At 55.0% G+C, this 18,629-nt stretch carries 17 protein-coding genes and 1 tRNA gene; 6 read left to right on the top strand and 12 right to left on the bottom strand.

The features are described from left to right. Positions 1–102 precede the first annotated feature (102 nt). On the top strand, positions 103–2,853 hold the full coding sequence (locus ACTRWH_RS09610; RefSeq protein WP_462826370.1) for a hypothetical protein: 2,751 nt from the start codon (positions 103–105) through the stop codon (positions 2,851–2,853). Between the two features lie 25 nt (positions 2,854–2,878). On the opposite strand, the gene ACTRWH_RS09605 is transcribed toward ACTRWH_RS09610, so the two are convergent. From ACTRWH_RS09605 to ACTRWH_RS09595, 3 genes are read right to left on the bottom strand one after another with little or no spacing between them, the layout of a single operon-like run. Next, entirely contained in the window at positions 2,879–3,511 is a 633-nt protein-coding gene (locus ACTRWH_RS09605; RefSeq protein WP_462826369.1) for a CBS domain-containing protein, read from the bottom strand. Positions 3,512–3,571: 60 nt separating this feature from the next. Continuing rightward, entirely contained in the window at positions 3,572–5,485 is a 1,914-nt protein-coding gene (gene mnmC / locus ACTRWH_RS09600; RefSeq protein WP_462826377.1) for a bifunctional tRNA (5-methylaminomethyl-2-thiouridine)(34)-methyltransferase MnmC2/FAD-dependent 5-carboxymethylaminomethyl-2-thiouridine(34) oxidoreductase MnmC1, read from the bottom strand. A gap of 29 nt (positions 5,486–5,514) precedes the next feature. Then, positions 5,515–6,132, bottom strand: a complete 618-nt coding sequence (locus ACTRWH_RS09595; RefSeq protein WP_443094033.1) for a peptidylprolyl isomerase — start codon at positions 6,130–6,132, stop codon at positions 5,515–5,517. Between the two features lie 241 nt (positions 6,133–6,373). Here ACTRWH_RS09595 and ACTRWH_RS09590 point away from each other — a divergent pair, with 241 nt between their 5' ends. After that, positions 6,374–7,111, top strand: coding sequence for a hypothetical protein (locus tag ACTRWH_RS09590; protein ID WP_036208013.1), 738 nt, complete (start codon positions 6,374–6,376; stop codon positions 7,109–7,111). Positions 7,112–7,153: 42 nt separating this feature from the next. Here ACTRWH_RS09590 and ACTRWH_RS09585 read toward each other — a convergent pair whose 3' ends face one another. From ACTRWH_RS09585 to flgA, 3 genes are all read right to left on the bottom strand, one after another. Continuing rightward, the gene (locus ACTRWH_RS09585) at positions 7,154–7,624 is read right to left on the bottom strand and encodes a flagella synthesis protein FlgN (protein ID WP_036208010.1); all 471 of its coding nucleotides are present in this window, start codon (positions 7,622–7,624) and stop codon (positions 7,154–7,156) included. Positions 7,625–7,631: 7 nt separating this feature from the next. Next, the gene (gene flgM, locus ACTRWH_RS09580; protein ID WP_036208006.1) at positions 7,632–7,958 is read right to left on the bottom strand and encodes a flagellar biosynthesis anti-sigma factor FlgM; all 327 of its coding nucleotides are present in this window, start codon (positions 7,956–7,958) and stop codon (positions 7,632–7,634) included. 178 nt (positions 7,959–8,136) lie between these two features. After that, complete coding sequence (gene flgA, locus ACTRWH_RS09575; protein ID WP_036208003.1) at positions 8,137–8,841, bottom strand: flagellar basal body P-ring formation chaperone FlgA; 705 nt, start codon at positions 8,839–8,841, stop codon at positions 8,137–8,139. Positions 8,842–9,039: 198 nt separating this feature from the next. Between flgA and ACTRWH_RS09570 the strand changes: the two genes are divergently transcribed. From ACTRWH_RS09570 to ACTRWH_RS09560, 3 genes are read left to right on the top strand one after another with little or no spacing between them, the layout of a single operon-like run. After that, a complete protein-coding gene (locus ACTRWH_RS09570) occupies positions 9,040–9,972 on the top strand; it encodes a chemotaxis protein CheV (RefSeq protein WP_036207999.1) in 933 nt (310 codons plus the stop codon). A 41-nt stretch (positions 9,973–10,013) separates the two neighbouring features. Further along, a complete protein-coding gene (locus tag ACTRWH_RS09565) occupies positions 10,014–10,841 on the top strand; it encodes a CheR family methyltransferase (RefSeq protein WP_036207996.1) in 828 nt (275 codons plus the stop codon). A gap of 9 nt (positions 10,842–10,850) precedes the next feature. Beyond that, positions 10,851–12,041: an MFS transporter gene (locus ACTRWH_RS09560; protein ID WP_462826368.1), complete on the top strand. Its 1,191-nt coding sequence runs from the start codon at positions 10,851–10,853 to the stop codon at positions 12,039–12,041. A 4-nt stretch (positions 12,042–12,045) separates the two neighbouring features. Here ACTRWH_RS09560 and ACTRWH_RS09555 read toward each other — a convergent pair whose 3' ends face one another. The 3 genes from ACTRWH_RS09555 to ACTRWH_RS09545 all read right to left on the bottom strand — a co-directional run bounded on the left by ACTRWH_RS09555 (position 12,046) and on the right by ACTRWH_RS09545 (position 15,729). After that, positions 12,046–13,452 carry a sodium-dependent transporter gene (locus tag ACTRWH_RS09555; protein WP_075196819.1) on the bottom strand — a complete coding sequence of 469 codons (1,407 nt, stop codon included), beginning with the start codon at positions 13,450–13,452 and terminating at the stop codon, positions 12,046–12,048. A gap of 61 nt (positions 13,453–13,513) precedes the next feature. Further along, a complete protein-coding gene (locus ACTRWH_RS09550; protein ID WP_462826367.1) occupies positions 13,514–14,575 on the bottom strand; it encodes a Glu/Leu/Phe/Val dehydrogenase dimerization domain-containing protein in 1,062 nt (353 codons plus the stop codon). Between the two features lie 623 nt (positions 14,576–15,198). Further along, entirely contained in the window at positions 15,199–15,729 is a 531-nt protein-coding gene (locus ACTRWH_RS09545; RefSeq protein ID WP_462826366.1) for an isochorismatase family protein, read from the bottom strand. Positions 15,730–15,934: 205 nt separating this feature from the next. Here ACTRWH_RS09545 and ACTRWH_RS09540 point away from each other — a divergent pair. Further along, positions 15,935–16,025: transfer RNA gene (locus ACTRWH_RS09540), tRNA-Ser, on the top strand. 41 nt (positions 16,026–16,066) lie between these two features. Here the strand turns inward: ACTRWH_RS09540 and ACTRWH_RS09535 are convergent. From ACTRWH_RS09535 to ACTRWH_RS09525, 3 genes are all read right to left on the bottom strand, one after another. After that, entirely contained in the window at positions 16,067–17,347 is a 1,281-nt protein-coding gene (locus ACTRWH_RS09535) for an Arm DNA-binding domain-containing protein (protein ID WP_462826365.1), read from the bottom strand. Then, entirely contained in the window at positions 17,344–17,574 is a 231-nt protein-coding gene (locus tag ACTRWH_RS09530; protein ID WP_462826364.1) for a DNA-binding protein, read from the bottom strand. The genes ACTRWH_RS09535 and ACTRWH_RS09530 overlap by 4 nt, the downstream gene beginning before the upstream one ends. 721 nt (positions 17,575–18,295) lie before the next feature. Further along, positions 18,296–18,502 (bottom strand): hypothetical protein, encoded by a 207-nt coding sequence (locus tag ACTRWH_RS09525; RefSeq protein ID WP_462826363.1) that lies wholly within the window; start codon positions 18,500–18,502, stop codon positions 18,296–18,298. Positions 18,503–18,629 lie beyond the last annotated feature (127 nt).

The following is an 18,629-nucleotide window of genomic DNA, read 5'->3' as shown; positions in this document are numbered from 1 at the left end:
AACTCGCGCAGATCCTGCCTCCGTGAAATTGATTACCATGAGCTTGTTCTGTAACGGTGTGTAAAGCACCTATAAAAACAATGCTCTGAAACGGACTTTTTCATGCGCGCCGATTCGCTCTCTTGCCTCTCCTGTGCTCTTCGCTGTTTTCCTCGCGGGGGCTGTCTTGCCCTGCTGTCACTGATCCTGGTTGTCATTGGCGGTTGCAAGACCGAACAGGATGCCGAAGACCCCTACATTCTCGGAACACCACCGGACGAAGCTTATCTGGGCGTTGAATACGCCTACAATTTTGGCGCTTTCGACAGCGACGATATTCTCGATTATTCACTCACCAATGCACCGTCCTGGCTGGCGCTGGAAGACACCAGCAACAAGGCACGCCAGGGCGTCATCATGCGGGGCGTTCCGGGGCTGACCGGTGGCTCGAGAGGCCGTGATGACCTCGGCACTACGGAGAACATCACTCTGGTTGGCAATGATGGCCGTGCGGCCGGTACACAGCCATTTGACATTGAGGTCCGGGAAAACGTGCTCAGCCTGGCCATCGACGATTTTACCGAGGGAGAGGCGTTCGAGGCGCCGGAGGAACGGGATAATCGGTGCGAGGCTCCGGAGATCGGAGAAATCGGTCGACAGACATATGAGGTGAACGAGTACGACGATGATGGCGCCGTCGTTAAAACCGTTCAACGCACCAGTGCCACCTATCCCGTTCTTGTGCGCGTGCTGCTTGATCAGCCTTCTGTCACCCGTGTGTCGGTGGCCTTTGAGCTGGACTCCAGCTTTAATCCACAACGCTGTGACGAGGATATTGATCCCCCTCATCAGCGTTGTGAAAATGGCGCCGCCAACGACAACGAGGCGATCATCGGCAAGGACATTGTGGGTTTGGGGACGCAGAGCGAACCGACCTTACCAGTGCCTTCCTATCTTCAGTATCAGCCAGACGATGATGGGTTCCTGTCCAAGGGGGTGATTACTCTGGAGCCCGGAATCACCGAATGTTACATCCGCCTGGAAGTTATCGAGGACACCGAGGCCGAACCCCTGGAAACCCTGAACATCCGACTGACCGAGGTGCGGTCCGGCCTCGCCGGGCTTGGCAGTTCCAATTCCGGTGTCAGGGAATTACTGCGGATTGCGGACAATGAGCCAACAGTGCGCCTGGAAACCGAGGCCGGCGGTACCCGCGATGCGCTTAATGTCGGCGATGTTCGCGAGTATGTTGCTTTAATCAACGGTGAACGGGCCGGCGCTTATAGCGTGAAACTTGGAGAGGATGATGACTCCGATGTGATTCTGGGCGAGGATTTCCTTGTGGAAGTCCGGGACGGGAATGGCGAGTGGGTGGAAGGGGATCTTCTGACCTTTGCCGAGGGCGTTGAGGAAATGCGCTTTCGTATCCGCATTCCCGACGACTACACCAACGGCCAGCTGGAAAACGATCGTTTCCTTCTTTTGGGTCTGGACGAACGTTATCAGTCCGGAAGGGAGAATTTCGCGGCCTCGGCGGATGCGGACAAACTGCGGGTGAACATCAACGAACTGACTTCACCGATTGAGGTGGGCAACAGTGCGGCCTTTGTTCCCACCGACACGGCCTTCGGGCACAACGGTCGTCTTTTCATTGCAGGCTATCGTATCGATGATGGTGACCGTCCCTGGGTGCGTATCGTCACGCAGAAAGGGGAAGTAACGGAGCAGCCTTTGTCAGAGGCCGCTATTGCCCAGGGTGGGGAACCGGTTATCGGTTTTGTCGAACGTAACTTTAAGGAAGGAGATGACGACGTTACCCGCTACGAATTCGTCGTGTCGTTCGGCAGTGAACAGACACCGGACGGTGCCCCTGGCGGCAATGGTGTGGATGTTCATACCCTGCTTTACTTCTTCGACACCGCTCAGGATCCGGACAGTTATGTGCCGGTTTGGAGCATTGTGACCGGCACATCCGGTGATGATTTTCCCCGATGGACCGGGATTGATGAAGATGGTGGTTACGTCGTGAACGCCGGGGAAACCGATGGCCAGTGGACGAACGAAAACGCTGCTGGTGGTGTGGACAGTTTTCTCCAGAGAATTGACACTACCGTTGACGGCAACTCGGTTGTGCCGGTGGTTGCCTGGACACGACAGGCCGGGTCGGCAGGGCATGATGAGTCGGTTGTAGGAGGCAGTACGTCCACCAGCAGTCCGCTGCTGATCGGGGATTCCTCAGGCGCGGTGAGTGGCCAACCCCAACTTGGCGGAAAAGACGCGTTCTTTTATATTGCCTCCAGCGCAGACAGTACAATTAACGTCAGGCAGCGTGGAACCGCTGGCAACGAAGATCTCTCCGACGGCATCTACGGGACCAACAATGTCTGGCTGGTGGGCCAGAGTACCGGCAATTATAGCGTCGAGTCTGGAGATGGAAACCGCTCACTGAAGCGCCGTCAGATCAACAGCCAGGCCGGGTTTGCATTGTCCTATACGGCGTTGGGAGATGTCACTCGCGCCTTTACGTTCAATGACTTGGATGATGCATCCACTGAGTCTCTACGTGCGGTGCGCACTTACGACCGGGACATTCTGGTTGCAGGAAGTACCAACGGTAATTTCAGCGAAAGCGAGGGAAACAGCCAGACTCATCCGATCCTGGCGAGAATTTCACTGGAAGAAAACAGCGATGATGACACTGACAGCAGCCGGGAATGGAGAACTCAGTTGCCACTGGTGGGTGCTGAGGGTGAAATAGAACGGCTGGAAAACTACCGCGATGACGAAATAGCGGCCCTGGTCAAAATCGTCAGTGGTGCCTCTGAGACCTGGGAGGTTCGGTTGTTTACTGGAGAGGGGCTGCCGTTGCATTAATCGAATGCGGGCGATGTGCCCACTGCTATACGCTACCCTCGTGCCGGCTGGCGTTGGCGTACAACTTCAGGTAATCGGTGCTGGTGACGATACCTGCTGACTGGCCCCTCTCATCAACCACCAGGGCCGCATTCAGTTGGTGAGCGAGCATCAGCCTTGCCAACTGGTGGGCATCGGTCTCGGGCGACGAGGTCAGGAAGGCGGGTAGTTCGATATTCACGAGGCTCGCGCTCATGGCGTTTGCATCGGTTTCGTGGAGCCAGGCTAGCAACCAGCGTAGATCCACGAGCCCTGCTACGTTACCGTCTGCGGTAATCACGAGATGGTTGACGCCGTTTTCATCCATGGCTTCCATCGCGTCAGCAACGCTTGCGGTGGCTGGCAGAGAGTGCAGGGCGGGGGTGCAGATCTGAGATACCGGCAGGTAGGCCCGTCGCTCTTTGGGTTCACCGGACGCTGCGGCACCGTATTCCTCAATGGCACGCTGCCGTCCGGAGCGGGCGGCAAGCTGGAACTCGGCGTCGGTTGCCTCACTGTGCTGAACATCGATATTGTGGGATTCGCTCAGTTCTGTAACGTCACCTACGCGGCGGCCCCGGAATATCTCCGGCAGGCGTGTCCCAACGGGTCTGCCGGGTTCACTGACATGAATGGACATAATGATCTGCTCCGGTTACAACAGGGCCTTCTCCGGTTATCGGCAGACAATTTGATTTCTTCAGGCGCTAATAGTTTCCTGCTCCGTTATTTCCACGCGGTGGCAGCGGCCCGTCGCGACCCGTTTTGCCAGGGATCCGGGGAGGCAGACAGGCTGCCCGGAGAGCCGGTCGGCAAGGTACTCTGCGAGCAGGGGAGCGTAACTCAACCCCTTGCTGCCCAAGCCGGTAAACAGGTTGATGCCTTCCAGTGGTTGCCCATAAGCGTCCACTAGTGGACCAGCGACCGGCTGATAATCATGGGTTGTGCATCGAAACCCGACTTTGCCATCGAGTTTCGCCGGATCAACGTCGCCTGAATCCCTGTCTACCGAGCCTGGAACCATCGCATCCAGCATTGAAAGGTTATCACGGTGGCTTTCGGTGGAAAGGGTTGGCGATGAGTCATGAAGATCGAAGGTGGCACCCGCCAGTGTCATGCCACCGTGGGCGGGATTGAGATACCCTGATCCACATACCACTACATCAGGGCAATTGACCGCCTTCGCAGGCAAGTGGGTTACTTGCCCTCGAATCGCGCGAAAACGGAAGCCGCCCTTCAGCGGAATCAGGTCCGGTGTCTGATGGCCGGCGCATATCACCACCCTGTCGACCACAACATCCTGCTCGCCGTTACCTGCGATATGCCATTTGCCGTTGCAGGGAGTAAGTCGGTGGACGTCAAACCCAAAACATTGAAAAATCCGCTCGTGCTCTATCAATGCCCGGCAAAGGCCGCCGGGCTCAAGCCATCCACTGCGAGGGAACCAGAGACCTCCCCGAGTCAGGGGAATGCCGGCAAGCTCAGACGCCTGTTCCGGGCTGATCTGCTGCAATACGGCGCTTGGATAGTCGTTGCGGGCGATGAAGCGGTTCTGACGGTCTTGCTCGCTATCACTGTGCGCCAGTTGAACAAGCCCGGAAGGATGCCAGTGCTCCCCGCCGAACTGTTGATAGTAACGTTGACTGAACAGCAACGATGAGAGACCGAGCTTTGCCTGATCGTTGAACTCAATGCCCAGTTTGACATACAGCGCACCCTGGATATTGCCAGAGGCGGCTGTTCCAGCCTCTTGAGCCTGGTCAATCACCGTGACATGCAATCCCCGCTCCGCCAGATTCCGGGCGAGCAGGCTGCCGGCAACCCCGGCGCCGATGATGGCAATGGATTCAACATCATTCGCGGCTGGTGGTGTTCCGGGGCTGGTGGCATCACCCAGTGTGCCGGTCAACATGTCCCATTTCTGGCCAAATCCGGGTGCTTTTCGCATGGCAAAGCCAGCAGCAATCAGCCGTCTCCGCACCTCGCCAACGGATGTAAAGGTGGCGATCGTCGCGCCGGGCTTGCTGTGGCCCGGCATCGCGTCGATGACTTCACTCGTCCACATGCCCGGATTTTTAGCGGGCGCGAAACCGTCCAGGAACCAGGCATCCGCCTGAAAATCCAGCTCACGCCAGGCATCGGCTACGTCGCCGAAAAACAGGGTCAGCCTGACGTGACCGCCGGCGAGTACCAGGCGATGGGTACCGGTGATGGGGGCAGGATATTGTTCAAGCAGTTGGTCAGCGTAGACCTTGAGCTCCGGCCACATCGTAAGTGCTCGGGCAAGGTCCTCCGGAGTCAACGGGTGGCGTTCGGCGGAGACGAAATGCAGGCAGCCGTTGCGTGGTGTGGCTGTCTCATTCCAGGCTTGCCAGGCTGCGAGGAAATTCAGGCCAGTACCAAACCCAGTTTCCGCGATGACGAAGGAGGAGGCTGCGGGCAATAAGGAGAAACGTTCGCGAAGCCGGTTCTGGCCGATAAACACATACCGCGCTTCTTCAAGGCCGTTCTCGCTGCAGAAGTAAACATCGCCAAAGCGGCGACAGCGGGGTGCGCCACTGCTCCAATCAATGTCTGCGGTTTCAATGGACGGTAGCCTGGGGTCAGTCACAATCATCGTATCCGGTCAGTAGGCTTGATGGGCTACTCTGCCGCGGTATCGGTTTGCCGGACCGAAACGCTACGGATAATGACGGGTTCCTGGGGTACATCCGCCATGCCTCGGGATCTCACCGTTTTCTTGCTGGCGATGGCATCCACAACACCCATTCCCCCTGTCACCTTGCCAAATACCGCGTAGCCCGGGCCGCGGACACCTGCGTTCAGGAAATCGTTGTCGGTCAGGTTGATAAAAAACTGGGACGTGGCGGAGTCCGGTGAGCTTGTGCGGGCCATGGCGATGGTTCCGCGAAGGTTTTTGGCGGTTGGCCTGGCTTCGTTCCGGATGGGGCTACGGGTCTGCTTCTGGTTTAGATCCTGATCAAAACCGCCGCCCTGGATCATGAAACCTGGAATGACCCTATGGAACAGCGTTCCCTCGTAGAACCCGTTTTTGGCATAGGCAATAAAATTCTCAACGGTCTCGGGAGCGATGTCCGGGCGCAGAGTCACCTCAATGGCACCTTCGCTGGTTTCAATAATCACCTGGGGCAGCTCATTCTGTTGCCCTTCTGCCGCCAGGCAGTTGCCGATACCCAGCATGAAGGTTACAGATAGAGCGATTTGCATCACATAACGAAACGGTTTTACGAAATTTGTCATTCTATAATGGCTCACGTAGTTAGTTCAGGGAATAGTAGGTAGCTTCGGGAATGTTTGCTGCGATACTGTTCCCATGAATCCAGTCTGTTGCAGGATGTTAGCAGATAATACTTGTCAAGTCGGGCATATTCCCTGCGGAGTTCATGACTATCAGCTAACCTTTTATCGCATCAGCGGCATTGATGCACTCTGACCGGGCCAGGTTGTACGGCAATCACTGTGAAGCTATTGGAGGCATACCTTGAAAATCCGTCAGGGCTTCGAAGAAAAATCCCGTCTCGGTCGGTTGCTGATAAACCGGGGATACCTTTCCGAAATTCAGTTGGAAGAGGGCCTGCGCCTACAGCATGAGACCGGTCAGCGGCTCGGCGAGGTGTTTATACAGTCCGGCTGGATTACCGAGCGCGAGTTGCATCGGGTTCTCAAGCACCAATCCCGTTACCGCAACGCGGCTGCACTGGTCACTATGGCGGTATTGCCTTTTCAGCCATTGGTCAGTTTTGCCGCTGGCAGCACCACGAATGATTCACGAGACGTTACGGACGCCGCGCAATTGTACGAGCGTGCCGGTTTGGCGCCGCTTAATGACGACGAGATGGCCGGCGTGTCGGGGCAGGGTGATCAATCCTTGTTGGATCGTATCGCCACGGTATCTGCCATGACCGGAAGTAACGACGGGACAGGAGAGGTTGATCCGGATGTCATCGAAGGCCTGAAACTAACAGCGAACATTTTCGTGCCGGTGCTGAACTTCCTGGATTCTGATCTTACGATATCCGGTGTGCATTATCGGGATGATGTTCCCCGTTACACGGTTCGTGACGATGGCGGACTCACCCTGGCGTTCCCGGAAAGGATCGAACAGATCCGCATGGACAATATACGGGTCAGCGGCAGTCAGGGACCGTCCATGGGGAACATTGCCCTCGACAATATCCGCTTCCATCCCGATTCACAGATGACGATCTATACTCGCTAATGGGATGCGTTAGGCTCCGACGTTTTCGGAGCCCAGAGGCCGTCAGGCGCTCGCCAGAACGGTACGGTGTGATACGGCCTTTTGCTCGCCCTGAGCACCGTAGAGGGTCTGGTGCCCGGAAACGCCGCGGAATATATCAGTAAGACGTGAAAGGCGCTTCTGAAGGTGACTGACAACCCGCCCATTATTGCTATTCAACTGGTGACAGGTCTTAAGGCGTTCGTCGGCCTCCCGCCACAAGTCGTAAACATCTGACAGGCCGGCGCTGAGAATAAACCGTGAGGGTGCTCCGTTTTCAGGTCGAAACCCCATCGACACCAGAAGGCGGATTTTGAGTTTGGCCCGTTCACGAATCTGACCCAACAGAGTGTTTTTCTCGCCAGTCAGTGATTCGAGTTTACGGATATCAGATGTGGAAAGGCAGGCTTTTTCCTGCTGCAGGACGTCCGCCAGGGATTCGAGTTGACGGATATCCTGAGATAAAAGGTCTTTCAGTTCATCAATTGCGGCCATGATCTACTCACCCGAAAATGCTTTCATCCATCTCAAGCATTTTCTGGGCCAGTTTCTCTGCATCAACCTTGTAGGAGCCGCTTTCAAGGGCAGAGCGGATCTGCTCGATACGGTCATCGTCCATTTCCGGATAACTGCCGAGCTTTTGTTCGAGCTGTTTCAGGTTCTTCGCCTGGCTGCTCAAATTGACATTTTCACCACGGGCGCCTTGCGCCTGGGTCTTTGCCTGCTCAGCTGTAGAGGGCTGAGTGCTCTGGGTAGCGGAAGATTTATCGGCCGTGGTTTTCTGGGTGTTGACCTGGCCTGGGCCTATTCCATTAAAGTCAACTGACATAACGTTACCTGCTTAACTGGTCGGCCGCGTTGGGCGGCTCCAAAATTTCATACCTGTCTATCGGCATGGCCTGACGTTTCTTTAGCGATTTTTGCAAGAGTTAAATGACACTCTTGTCATCTTTCCAAAAAACCGGCAACAGATTGCCGTTTCCGGTGAATCAATGCCGGGAACGAGGTTACATGGGAATCTCGACATGCCCGGGAGCAGTCACACGGGCACGCACGGTGCGGGAGGACGAGAGGTTCTCAACCAGAACCTGTTCTCCAATCCCGGCACTAGCCAGGGCCTTACCCCTTGAGTTTACCGAAAAATTGCCGCTGCGGGCGCTGATGATAACATGGTCTCCGCGTTCGATCGCTGCCGGGGCCAGCACCAAATCCGGTGTAAATACGGTACCGGCGTTCACGCCGCGGCGCATTTCCATGCCCACTAACTGGTCGACATTGGTTATTGCGCCCCGTCGAATCGAATTCACCACCACGTTATCCGACTGTATTGCCGCTTTCGTCAGTCGTTCGCCGCGCCCCAAGGGGCGGGCGGCGACCATGGCTTCACCGGTTATCGTGACGGATACCGGAAGGAACATGCGCCAGGGGCGCTCGCCCTCGCAGGAAACCAGTAGCGAGGGTTGGGTGGTCCTCCAGGGGTCGCCGCTAAACGATACGCTGAGTGGGGTATCACAGGTTGCGAGCGAGAGGCGTGCGTCGAGTTGGCCGGTATCGTGGGAAACCGTAAAGCCTTCGTTTGCCTGAGCCTCTGAAAATGCCTCCAGAAATTGTTCCGCGCTGCTTTGAATTTGTTCGGACGTGGTCGTGGAGGCCATTGCCGGGCCGGCTGTTACGGTGAATAACAATATGATGGCGAAATTGGTAATGCGCATACGCGGCAGTTTGTCCTATGCTGTCATTAACCGGGTAAAGCCCCGAGTTCAGGAATATCCTAATGATTTCCGGATTCGGCCGTTAAGCCTATCGAGTGAGTCAATAAACCGGCACATAGCCGGTTCCACGCGACTTTTTAGAATAACGCAGCAAGATGCGTGCCGGCAGCAAGACGTTTCGAGTGGGAGATATAAACGATGGCAGGGGTATTGGACAGTGTAAATCAGCGCACCCAGCTGGTGGGCCAGAATCGTCTGGAGCTTCTGTTATTTCGCCTTCGTGGCCGGCAGATGTACGGCATCAACGTCTTCAAGGTCAAGGAAGTGTTGCAGTGCCCCAGGCTGTCATCGTTGCCGAACAGTCGCCCTATGGTTCGGGGCGTGGCCCATATTCGTGGCGAGACTATCCCAATCATTGACCTAGGTATGTCAATCCGGCTTCCCGGTATTCCCAAGGAAGAGATGGCCACCAGCTTCGTGATCATTACTGAGTACAACCGAAAAACCCAGGGTTTCCTGGTGGCTGGTGTCGACCGCATCGTGAATATGAACTGGGAAGACATCCTGCCGCCACCCAAGGGTGCGGGCAAAGACGTTTACCTCACAGCGGTAACGCACTTTGAAGACAAGCTGATAGAGGTCATCGATGTTGAAAAGATCCTGTCTGAAGTGTCGCCGTTTGAGGAAGATGTCACCGAAGAGGTTCGCAATCGCAGTTCAGAGCGGGTGCCTGGCCATCTGCCGGTGCTGGTTGTAGACGATTCCGCTGTGGCGCGACGCCAGATTGAGCGATGTCTCACTGCCATTGGTATGGGAGTGGTGACCAAGAATGATGGCAGGCAGGCCCTGGATTATCTGAAAGAGATTACGGCAGATGGCTCTCGCGCCGCCGATCACCTGTGTTTGATCATATCCGATGTCGAAATGCCGGAAATGGACGGGTACACTCTGGTCACCAAGTGTAAAAATGAGCCTGCAATCAAGGATGTATTTATCATGCTGCACACGTCCCTGAGTGGCGTGTTTAACAAGGCGATGGTGCAGAAGGTGGGCGCTGACGATTTCATGGCTAAATTCAGCCCCGATGAGCTGGCTGAAAGAGTCATGGAAATTGTCGACCGCGAGCAGTGACGCTCCTCCGTTACTTCCGACTCACTCGATAATGAGATCCAATGAAAGCTGAAATAACGCCACAGGAATACGAGGCCTTTAAATCATTCCTGCAGGATGCGTGTGGCATTTTGCTCGGGGAGAACAAGCAGTATTTGGTAAAAAGCCGTTTGCGGCGGATCATGGAAGAGAACGAGCTGAGAACCCTGGGTGATCTGCTGGATCGCGTGAAGAGAACCGGTCGCAGCAGTTTGAAGGAAGTCGTGATCGACGCGATGACGACGAATGAAACCCTCTGGTTTCGGGACAATCACCCGTTCCGCATCCTGCAGGAAAAGCTGCTGCCGGAATTTGGCGACAGAAAATCAGCGCAGTCACTTCGTATCTGGTCTGCAGCCTGTTCGACAGGCCAGGAGCCCTATTCGGTAGCGATGATTATTGAAGAATTTCGTCGCCAGCGGCCGGGCAGGCTGCGGGATGTGAAGATCACCGCCACCGACATCTCCAAAAGCGTTCTAGAGGTTGCGCGCCGTGGCGAGTACGAAATGATCGCCATTGGTCGGGGTCTGTCACCCGAGCGGCAAAAGCAGTTTTTCACTCCCGCCATGAATGGCAGTTGGCAGATCCGACCGCAAATCAAGAGCATGGTGGAATTCAGGGAGCTGAACCTGCTTGAACGCTACATGCTCGGGAAGTTTGACATTGTTATGTGCCGGAACGTACTGATCTACTTTTCGGCAGAGCTTAAAAAGGACATCCTGACCCGTATCCATGCCACTCTCAATCCCGGTGGTTACCTGATACTGGGAGCATCGGAATCGCTGAACGGGTTGCCTCATCTCTACGAAATGGTGCAGTGCCACCCAGGGATCATCTACCGCAAGAAATAGGCCCACCCAATGCCGATCAATGTATGGATACTGGTCGCCGCCCAGGCGCTTGCCATGTGTACAGCGCCTTTCATCGTCTTTATCGGAAGCATTCACGGACGTCTTCTGGCGCCATCACCTGAGTGGGCAACCTTGCCCGTGGGCCTTGTGGTAGTTGGAACGGTCCTGGCTATAAAGCCTGCTACGTGGCTGATGGAACGCCTGGGGCGCAAGCCGGTTATGTTGCTTGGCACGCTGGCGGGTGTGGTGTCCGGGTTGTTCGGTGCGCTGGCAGCCTGGAGTGCGAGTTTCCCGTTCTTGTGCGTTGCGGCGGTTGTGGGCGGAACCGGGCTGGCGGTGGTTCACCAATACCGCTTTGCGGCCATGGAGTCGGTAGCGCCCGAGATGGCTGGCTCCGCAGCAGCCAGGGTGCTTCTAGGCGGCCTCGTAGCGGCGTGGCTGGGGCCGGAAATTGCGCTTTTGGGCGGTGGAGGCCAAGCCGAGCACCCTTTCATGGGCGGCTGGCTTGCATTGAGTGCCGTGCAGGTGGTTGCCATGGTCGTACTGGTTTTCGGGTACCGCGCCAGCGGGGAGCGAGTACGGGAAGCCTTGGGGGAGGGCGGTCGTCCAATGGCCAGCATCCTGAGGCAACCGGTCATTTGGGCGGCGATCAGTTCCGCGGCCATCGGTTATGCCCTCATGAGCTTTATCATGACGGCAACACCACTGAGTATGACGGAAGTGGCCGACCACCCGCTTGAAGATGCCAAGTGGGTCATTCAGATTCACATCATGGCCATGTATCTGCCGTCGCTGATCAGTGGCTGGTTCATTCGTGTGGTGGGTATTCCGAGGATGATGGGGCTGGGATTGCTGGCCTATCTGGGGTGTGTGGCCCTGGCGTTCAGCGGTATCAGCTTTCACCACTACCTGTTTGCACTCATCCTGTTGGGAGTAGGCTGGAACTTCCTGTTTGTCGGCGGCACCACGCTATTACCGCAGGGATATCGCGATGAGGAGCGGTTCCGTGTTCAGGGGCTCAACGACCTGATGGTATTCGGCTCGCAGGCGACAGCTGCACTGAGTGCTGGTGCGGTATTGGCGGCGTTTGACTGGAATGGATTGTTGCTGATTGCCATACCGTTCCTGGTGTTACACGGTGTCTTGATGGCCGTTTGGCTGATGAGCCGGCCCCAGAATAGGGGCCGGCATCCCGCTTGAATGTTTATACCAGGTTGTAGACGAAGACGATGGCTACAGCAACGGGTGTGAAGTAACGCAGTACGCGATACCAGAGCGAGAATGTGCCCGCTGACATGCCCAGTTCGCTTTCCAGCGCCTGTCGAGACATTGTCCAGCCGACAAACACGGCGACCAGCAGTCCGCCCAGGGGCAACAGGATATTAGCGGTCAGGAAGTCCAGAAGGTCGAAGATGGTTTTGCCTTCGAACATCGCAAACATGCCCAGCGGTGTCACGTCCGACCACAGGTTTAGCGAAAGCACGGAGGCCACACCCAATAACCAGCACACGATGCCTGCCCCGACGGTACTCACCGTGCGGTTCATACCTTTCTGTTCCTCAAGCCATTCAACAATCGGCTCCAGCAGGGAAATGCCGGATGTCCAGGCGGCAAAGATCAGCAACACGAAGAACAGCGTACCGAAGAGGCTGCCCATGGGCATTTGTCCGAACGCCAGTGGCAGGGTTTGGAAAATCAGGCCGGGGCCGGCACCTGGCTCAAGGCCATTGGCGAATACGATCGGGAAGATAGCCAGCCCGGCCAGCAAGGCCACGGCGGTATCCATGATTGAGACAGTCACGGAGGTTTTGGCGATGGAGATGTTTTTTGGCAGATAGGAGCCGTAGGCCATCATGACACCCATGCCGAGGCTGAGCGTGAAAAACGCGTGGCCCAGGGCAACCAAAACGCCCGAAGTGGTGAGCTTCGAGAAGTCAGGCTGGAACAGGAAGGCGACGGCCTGACCAAAGTGGCCAGTGGTCATCGCATAGCCCACGACAATCAGCAGGAGCACGAACAGGGCTGGCATCAGAATACTGACAGCGCGTTCAAGCCCGGAACGTACGCCTCGTGCAACCACAACCATGACCAACGCCATGAACAGGGTGTGCCACAGAAGCAGCTTCATCGGGTCGCCCAACAGGCCGGAGAAGATGGCACCTATGGACTCTGCCGACTGGCCAGCCAACTGGCCCGTGGCGGCGGTGCCCACATAGGAAATCGCCCATCCGCCGATCACAGAATAGAACGATAGAATCAGGAACCCCGCCAGAACCCCGACGGCAGCCACCCAGCGCCAGGCGGGTTTCAGGCCTTCCTGGCTGGTTATGGCCCGCATGCTGTTGACGGGGCTGAGACCACCACGGCGACCGACTAGCACTTCAGCCATCATGATTGGTAGACCCACCGCCGCAATGCACAGCAGGTAAACCAGAACAAAGGCACCACCGCCGTTTTCACCGGTGATGTAGGGGAATTTCCAGATATTACCCAGGCCCACCGCTGAGCCTGTTGCGGCAAGTATGAATGCCAGGCGCGAGGACCACAGCCCACGCTTGGCTGTCGCCTGGCCCATGGCACCGCCTTCGGCGGATGAAGAAGCATTACTCATTGTATTCTCCTGCTTACTGTTTTTGTTTTCGGGGGAGTGAGTGGCGGCGTTTTAGCCGCCATCAACGGGATTTATGCCGGAATCGCTCCTCTGCGAGTTGATCGGCGATCTGCCCGGTGGGCAGGCCATCGCGATCCGAGCGCTGGAAGATCTCCTCCAGGGTATTGGCTATGGAATCGACGTGTTTGCGAACGGCCTGGGGGTCGGGGCCCTTGCGCTCGTAACACACGTCGATAATGCCGCCAGCGTTGATTACAAAGTCTGGGGCATAGAGCACTCCACGTTCGAACAGGGCCTGGTCATGAGCCGGGGTGGCCAACTGATTGTTAGCGGCGCCGGCCACGATGGTGGCCTGTAGCTTACGAATGGAGTGATCATTCAGGACGGCGCCCATGGCACAGGGCGCAACCACGTCTACCGGCAGGTAGAGGATTTCGTCGGCGGTAGCCGGGGTGGCGCCCAACTCTGCCACTGCACGATCCATCTGATCCTGGTGGACGTCGTAGACCCAAAGCTTCGCGCCTGCTTCTTTGAGGTGTCGGGCCAGGCGGTAACCAACGTTGCCAATGCCCTGTACCGCCACATTCAACCCCTCCAGGTCGCTGCGGCCGAGCTTGTGTTTAACGGCAGCATTAATGCCCACGAAGGTGCCCCAGGCGGTAGCGGGAGAGGGGTCGCCGTTGCTGGGCCTGCCATCAAACCCCGGGCGTTCGCTGATACCAGCCACATTGGATGTTTTGTGGCCCATAACCTGGAGGTCGGCTACGCTGGTGCCCGAATCCTCGGCAGCGATATAAAGTCCGCCGAGCTGTTCCAGGAAGCGGCCCATGGATTCGAGCAAGGCTTCGGTTTTGTGCTGGCGTGGATCGCCGATGATGACGGACTTGCCGCCGCCGAGATCAAGGTTGGCCAGCGCCGACTTGTAGGTCATTCCTCGTGACAGGCGGAGCACGTCTGTCAGAGCCTCGTCGTCGCTGGCGTACGGATACATGCGGCATCCGCCTAGAGCGGGTCCACGAGAGGTATTGTGTACGGCGATAATGGCGCGCAGCCCGGTCTCCGGATCGCAGCAAAACGTCAGATGTTCGTGATGGTCGAATTCAGGATGGGTAAATACAGTCATTGTTTGGATTCCTTTTGCTCCGGGTTGTTCTTGCACAGGGGGTCGCCCTTAGTTACGGAGGCCGGCGGGTAGATTGCGGGCGCTACCGAAACTCAATCGCTATCGGGTGTTGGACGCGATTAGCTGCCGGTCGGATTTGGTGATTGCACGAATGTGGAAAGTCGTAAAAGATCCGGCCGGAGCGATCGGGATGTGCTAAGCGCAAGAGAAAGGAAAGGAGCTGAAGGAGCTGTAGGGTGTTGCAGGGTGTGGGCGCATGGGCCCATGCTCAGGGACTGTTTTACCAGTGACATGCTGAAATCCTCTTCCACCAGGCCGGATCACGGCTTCCGTGGTCAATATTGTTGTTGTGCCCCGGCAGATAGGCCGGTTGGCATGATTTCATGTGTTGATACCCTTTTGGGGCTCAGCGAGAGAAGACTAGATAGCTTTTACATCGTCGTCAATGGTTGAAATTCATGCATTTTTTGGTGATTTTGAAAATTCCAGCGGTAACAGGAAGATACATCTACTTTACGTAAACGTAAATATTTCGGGCGCTCGAACTCAGGAACAGTTTCCCTAATGTGTCTCACTGGAACCCTGATGTAATTCCAGTGACAGCATTGGTGATATTCGCTTCATCACTTGATCAGTTTCTGAACTTCCCGGAAACGTGGGTGCTCGCAGTCCCGCATCCACTCAAAAGCCACCATCTCAAGCGTTACGATAACGGTCCCGGCCTGCTGCATTCGTTCCAGGGCAGCATCCCGGTCGTTGTCGTGGCGTGAGCCGGTCGCGTTTTCCACCACCCATACACGAAAACCCGCAGCGAGGAGGGATAGGGCGGTTTGCAACAGGCATACATGCGCTTCGCAACCGCCAATAACCACCTGTTTCCGGTTATCGGCAATGGCCTCCACCAGCCCTCCACCGCAGGCATCAAAGTGAGTCTTGGATAAGGTTTGATCAGCTAGAGCACTGATTTGTTCGTCGTTGTGTCCAAGCTTCTCCGGGATCTGTTCCGTGGCAATCACCGGCACATCAAGCAGCTTGGCAATCTGCGCAAGTCTAACGCTCTCTGACAGCATTAAATTTCCGTGGCTGATGACAGGCATGAGTTTTTTCTGGAGGTCAATCAGTACCAGCGTGGATTCGTCGGCTTTCATCATCATAACGGGTCGCCCCCGAGCGGTGTTTAGGGTATTGGGTAACTATGCCAGTATCGCACAGGCGGCCATCAGGTTTCTGTGGTCGCTGTGGTTGGTCAGAAAAGGATTTGAAAATTGGAGTTGCCAAACCGGAACAAAACCATTAGAGTTTGCGCCCTCAAATGAGCGACGACGTTGCTGATTTGGAACGAATTATTTAAAGAGTATTGGAGAGGTGGCCGAGTGGCTGAAGGCGCACGCCTGGAAAGTGTGTATACGTTAATAGCGTATCGAGGGTTCGAATCCCTCCCTCTCCGCCATATTAAAGCCCTGATTTTCAAGCAGAAAATCAGGGCTTTTTTCATTTTTGGGGCAGAGTTGGGGCAGAATCCGGTTTTTCCTGTCCGCCGTTGTCCGTTTTAAACCCTAGCATCTGCGAAACGTGACCCGCCATGTTGGGTGTGTCCGACTGGATCCACCGGGCATAGTGTTTCTTTACCATGGTGGTGTCCACATGACCCAGTTGGCGGGCCACCCATTCCAGACTCACGTAGTTGGAAAGCATCCGGCTAGCGAAAGTATGACGGCATTGGTTCGGCCCGCGGTGGCGGACCTTGGCCCGCCGAAGGTGACCAGAAAACCACCGATACAGGCTGGCGTTGTTCCATGGCTGGTTACTTTGGCCATTGCGGAACACCAACCGAACCGTGCCCTCTTTGATCGTCACATTGTCCCGCTGACGAACATCGATGATGGCGGGCGGCAACAGATAAGTCGCGGCCTGCTGACGCTTGAGCCACTGTTTAGCAGGTTCAACAAGTTCTACCCGACGTATGCGTGATTTTTCCTTGGGTACCTTGTATTCACCGTTGACGTTCGCCCGACGAACGTAAATTACCCACTCAACCATGTCCACGTCGTCCCAGGAAAGCGCAATCAACTCGGATACAGATAAACCGCACCAGCAAGCGAACATCACCAAATTGATATCCTGTTGACGAATCGTCCTTACCGATTGGATACGCTCTAGTTCTTGCAAGGTAAACGGGTCCGCAAAATCCGGGCTCTCGTCGCGCTCAACATTGGGGATCCGCTCCATTGGATTTGTACGTAAGATGCCGTCATGAAAAGCGTCCTCCCATGCCCCGCGCACCACTGTAAAAATGTCGTTTACAGTTTTGGGCGCCAACCCTTTTCTGAGGAGTTCAGTCTGAAAAAGCTCGACCTCAGTTTTCGTTATATCGGCAATCTTCCGATTTGGCCATTTAGACTTGACGTGCTTTGACTTTGACAAGTAATTCTTAAATGTCGCGGGCGCCATTTTTTCCGCTTTTTTTAAAAGCCACTCCTCAATGCAATCTGAAACCAATTTATCGAGGTCAAGACCACCCCAACCACTGAACAACTTGGCGTTTTTGGATTTGGGGAAATGTGTGGCGTAGTCAAAGCGGTTTTCTTTAATTTCAGTCAGTATCAAAGCACGTTTGTTTTCAGCATAGGCGATGCTCGATTTGGTAATCTTCGCGATACCGGGAATAGGTTCCCGGCATCGCATGCCACCATACTGAAATGAGATACGCAGTTTATTGCCGTGGATTTCGATGCCCTTTGGCAGCACCAATGATTTGTCCTTCTTTTTCACAACTTGCCCCCAAACCAGTTCTCGATTTCTTCCGGGTTGTAAACAACGCGGCGCACCGGGTCGTAGCGCCAATGCTTCTCTTCCAACCAGAGACCGCGTTCGCGATATTTCCTCGCTTGTTCAGCATTGATTCCGAAAAGCACGGAAAGAAGGCTCGGTCGAACCCAACGCCCCGGGCTAAGAGGTGGCAAAATTGCCGTAGTGACCGAATTGTTTGTTGAATTCATATCTTTTCCTTAAATGTCCTCGGTTTTAAGTCCTCTGTGAGGTTTGTGATTCGGTGACGCGCGAAGACCTTTGTTTGCTGTACTCACAATCCCGCTCTGCCACCGCACTACCAAACTAACGAAAGCAAGCGCTGTGATGTTTTCTATAATTAAGCGAAATGGTTAATTAGGGCCCTTGACATTTATGTTGTTGAAATTTATGAATTAAATTCAAAGTTCATTCAACTTTGCCCAGTTGGCTTGCAAGAACATTCAGGGTCTGGCGATCAGCTGTTTAGCCGATCTAGGGTTAGGCAGGATAATCAATCTGCTCGGATGACTCGGGCCGCCTTTCAATTGGTTGCCTATGAAGATGGCCGCGGTTGTGCACGCAGAGCATGAGTTTGCACCGGATACAAGAATATCGTGACCAGGTGACAATGCTGGCAAGAGGTTTTCGAACGTGATTAGGACTGATATCACATCTAGGTTTTGGAGTGCTTTAAATTGCGCAACGGACCGAGATGATATGTAGGCATATTTGCAATGGGTAAAGCCGGGCCTAATCTCCAGCCATCGTTTGTGAGCCGGGAGCAGATCAGGCCAAAGAAACATCTCCCTGTAATTTTTGAATAACAGTCGCTCCATAAATTTACGAAGGTGTTCATTAGGAGCCCAAATCGTAAAGCTTTTTATTAACATACTTGTGCTTCCTCAATCATATGCGAGCTGAGGTTTAAATTCACATCCACTTGAACGGATTGTCTTCATTAGTATCGGAATCTGGCCAATCAGAATTTTCTGGTGTCCAGTGCGATTGAGCACGAATGAAGTTCGACTTTGCGCCGCCGTCCGTGCGTATTAAAACAGACACTTCAACCTCATAGAATCCGTCAACCGATTCAGATTGCTTTACAACTTGCTGGATAAGATCGTTGATTTTATTCATATCGGTCACCTATTACTTGATGATTGAAAATTCGCTTTAGCATCGAAAATACACTAAAAGTTCGGTGCAGCAAGAAATAAGATCGGTTAATATAAAGGGGATTTAAACCATAATATATACTCAATAT

This window comes from Marinobacter sp. G5_S1_61_S3 (assembly GCF_054968585.1).
The sequence above is the reverse complement of the archived record's forward strand: the minus strand, read 5'-3'. Positions and strand labels throughout refer to the sequence as shown.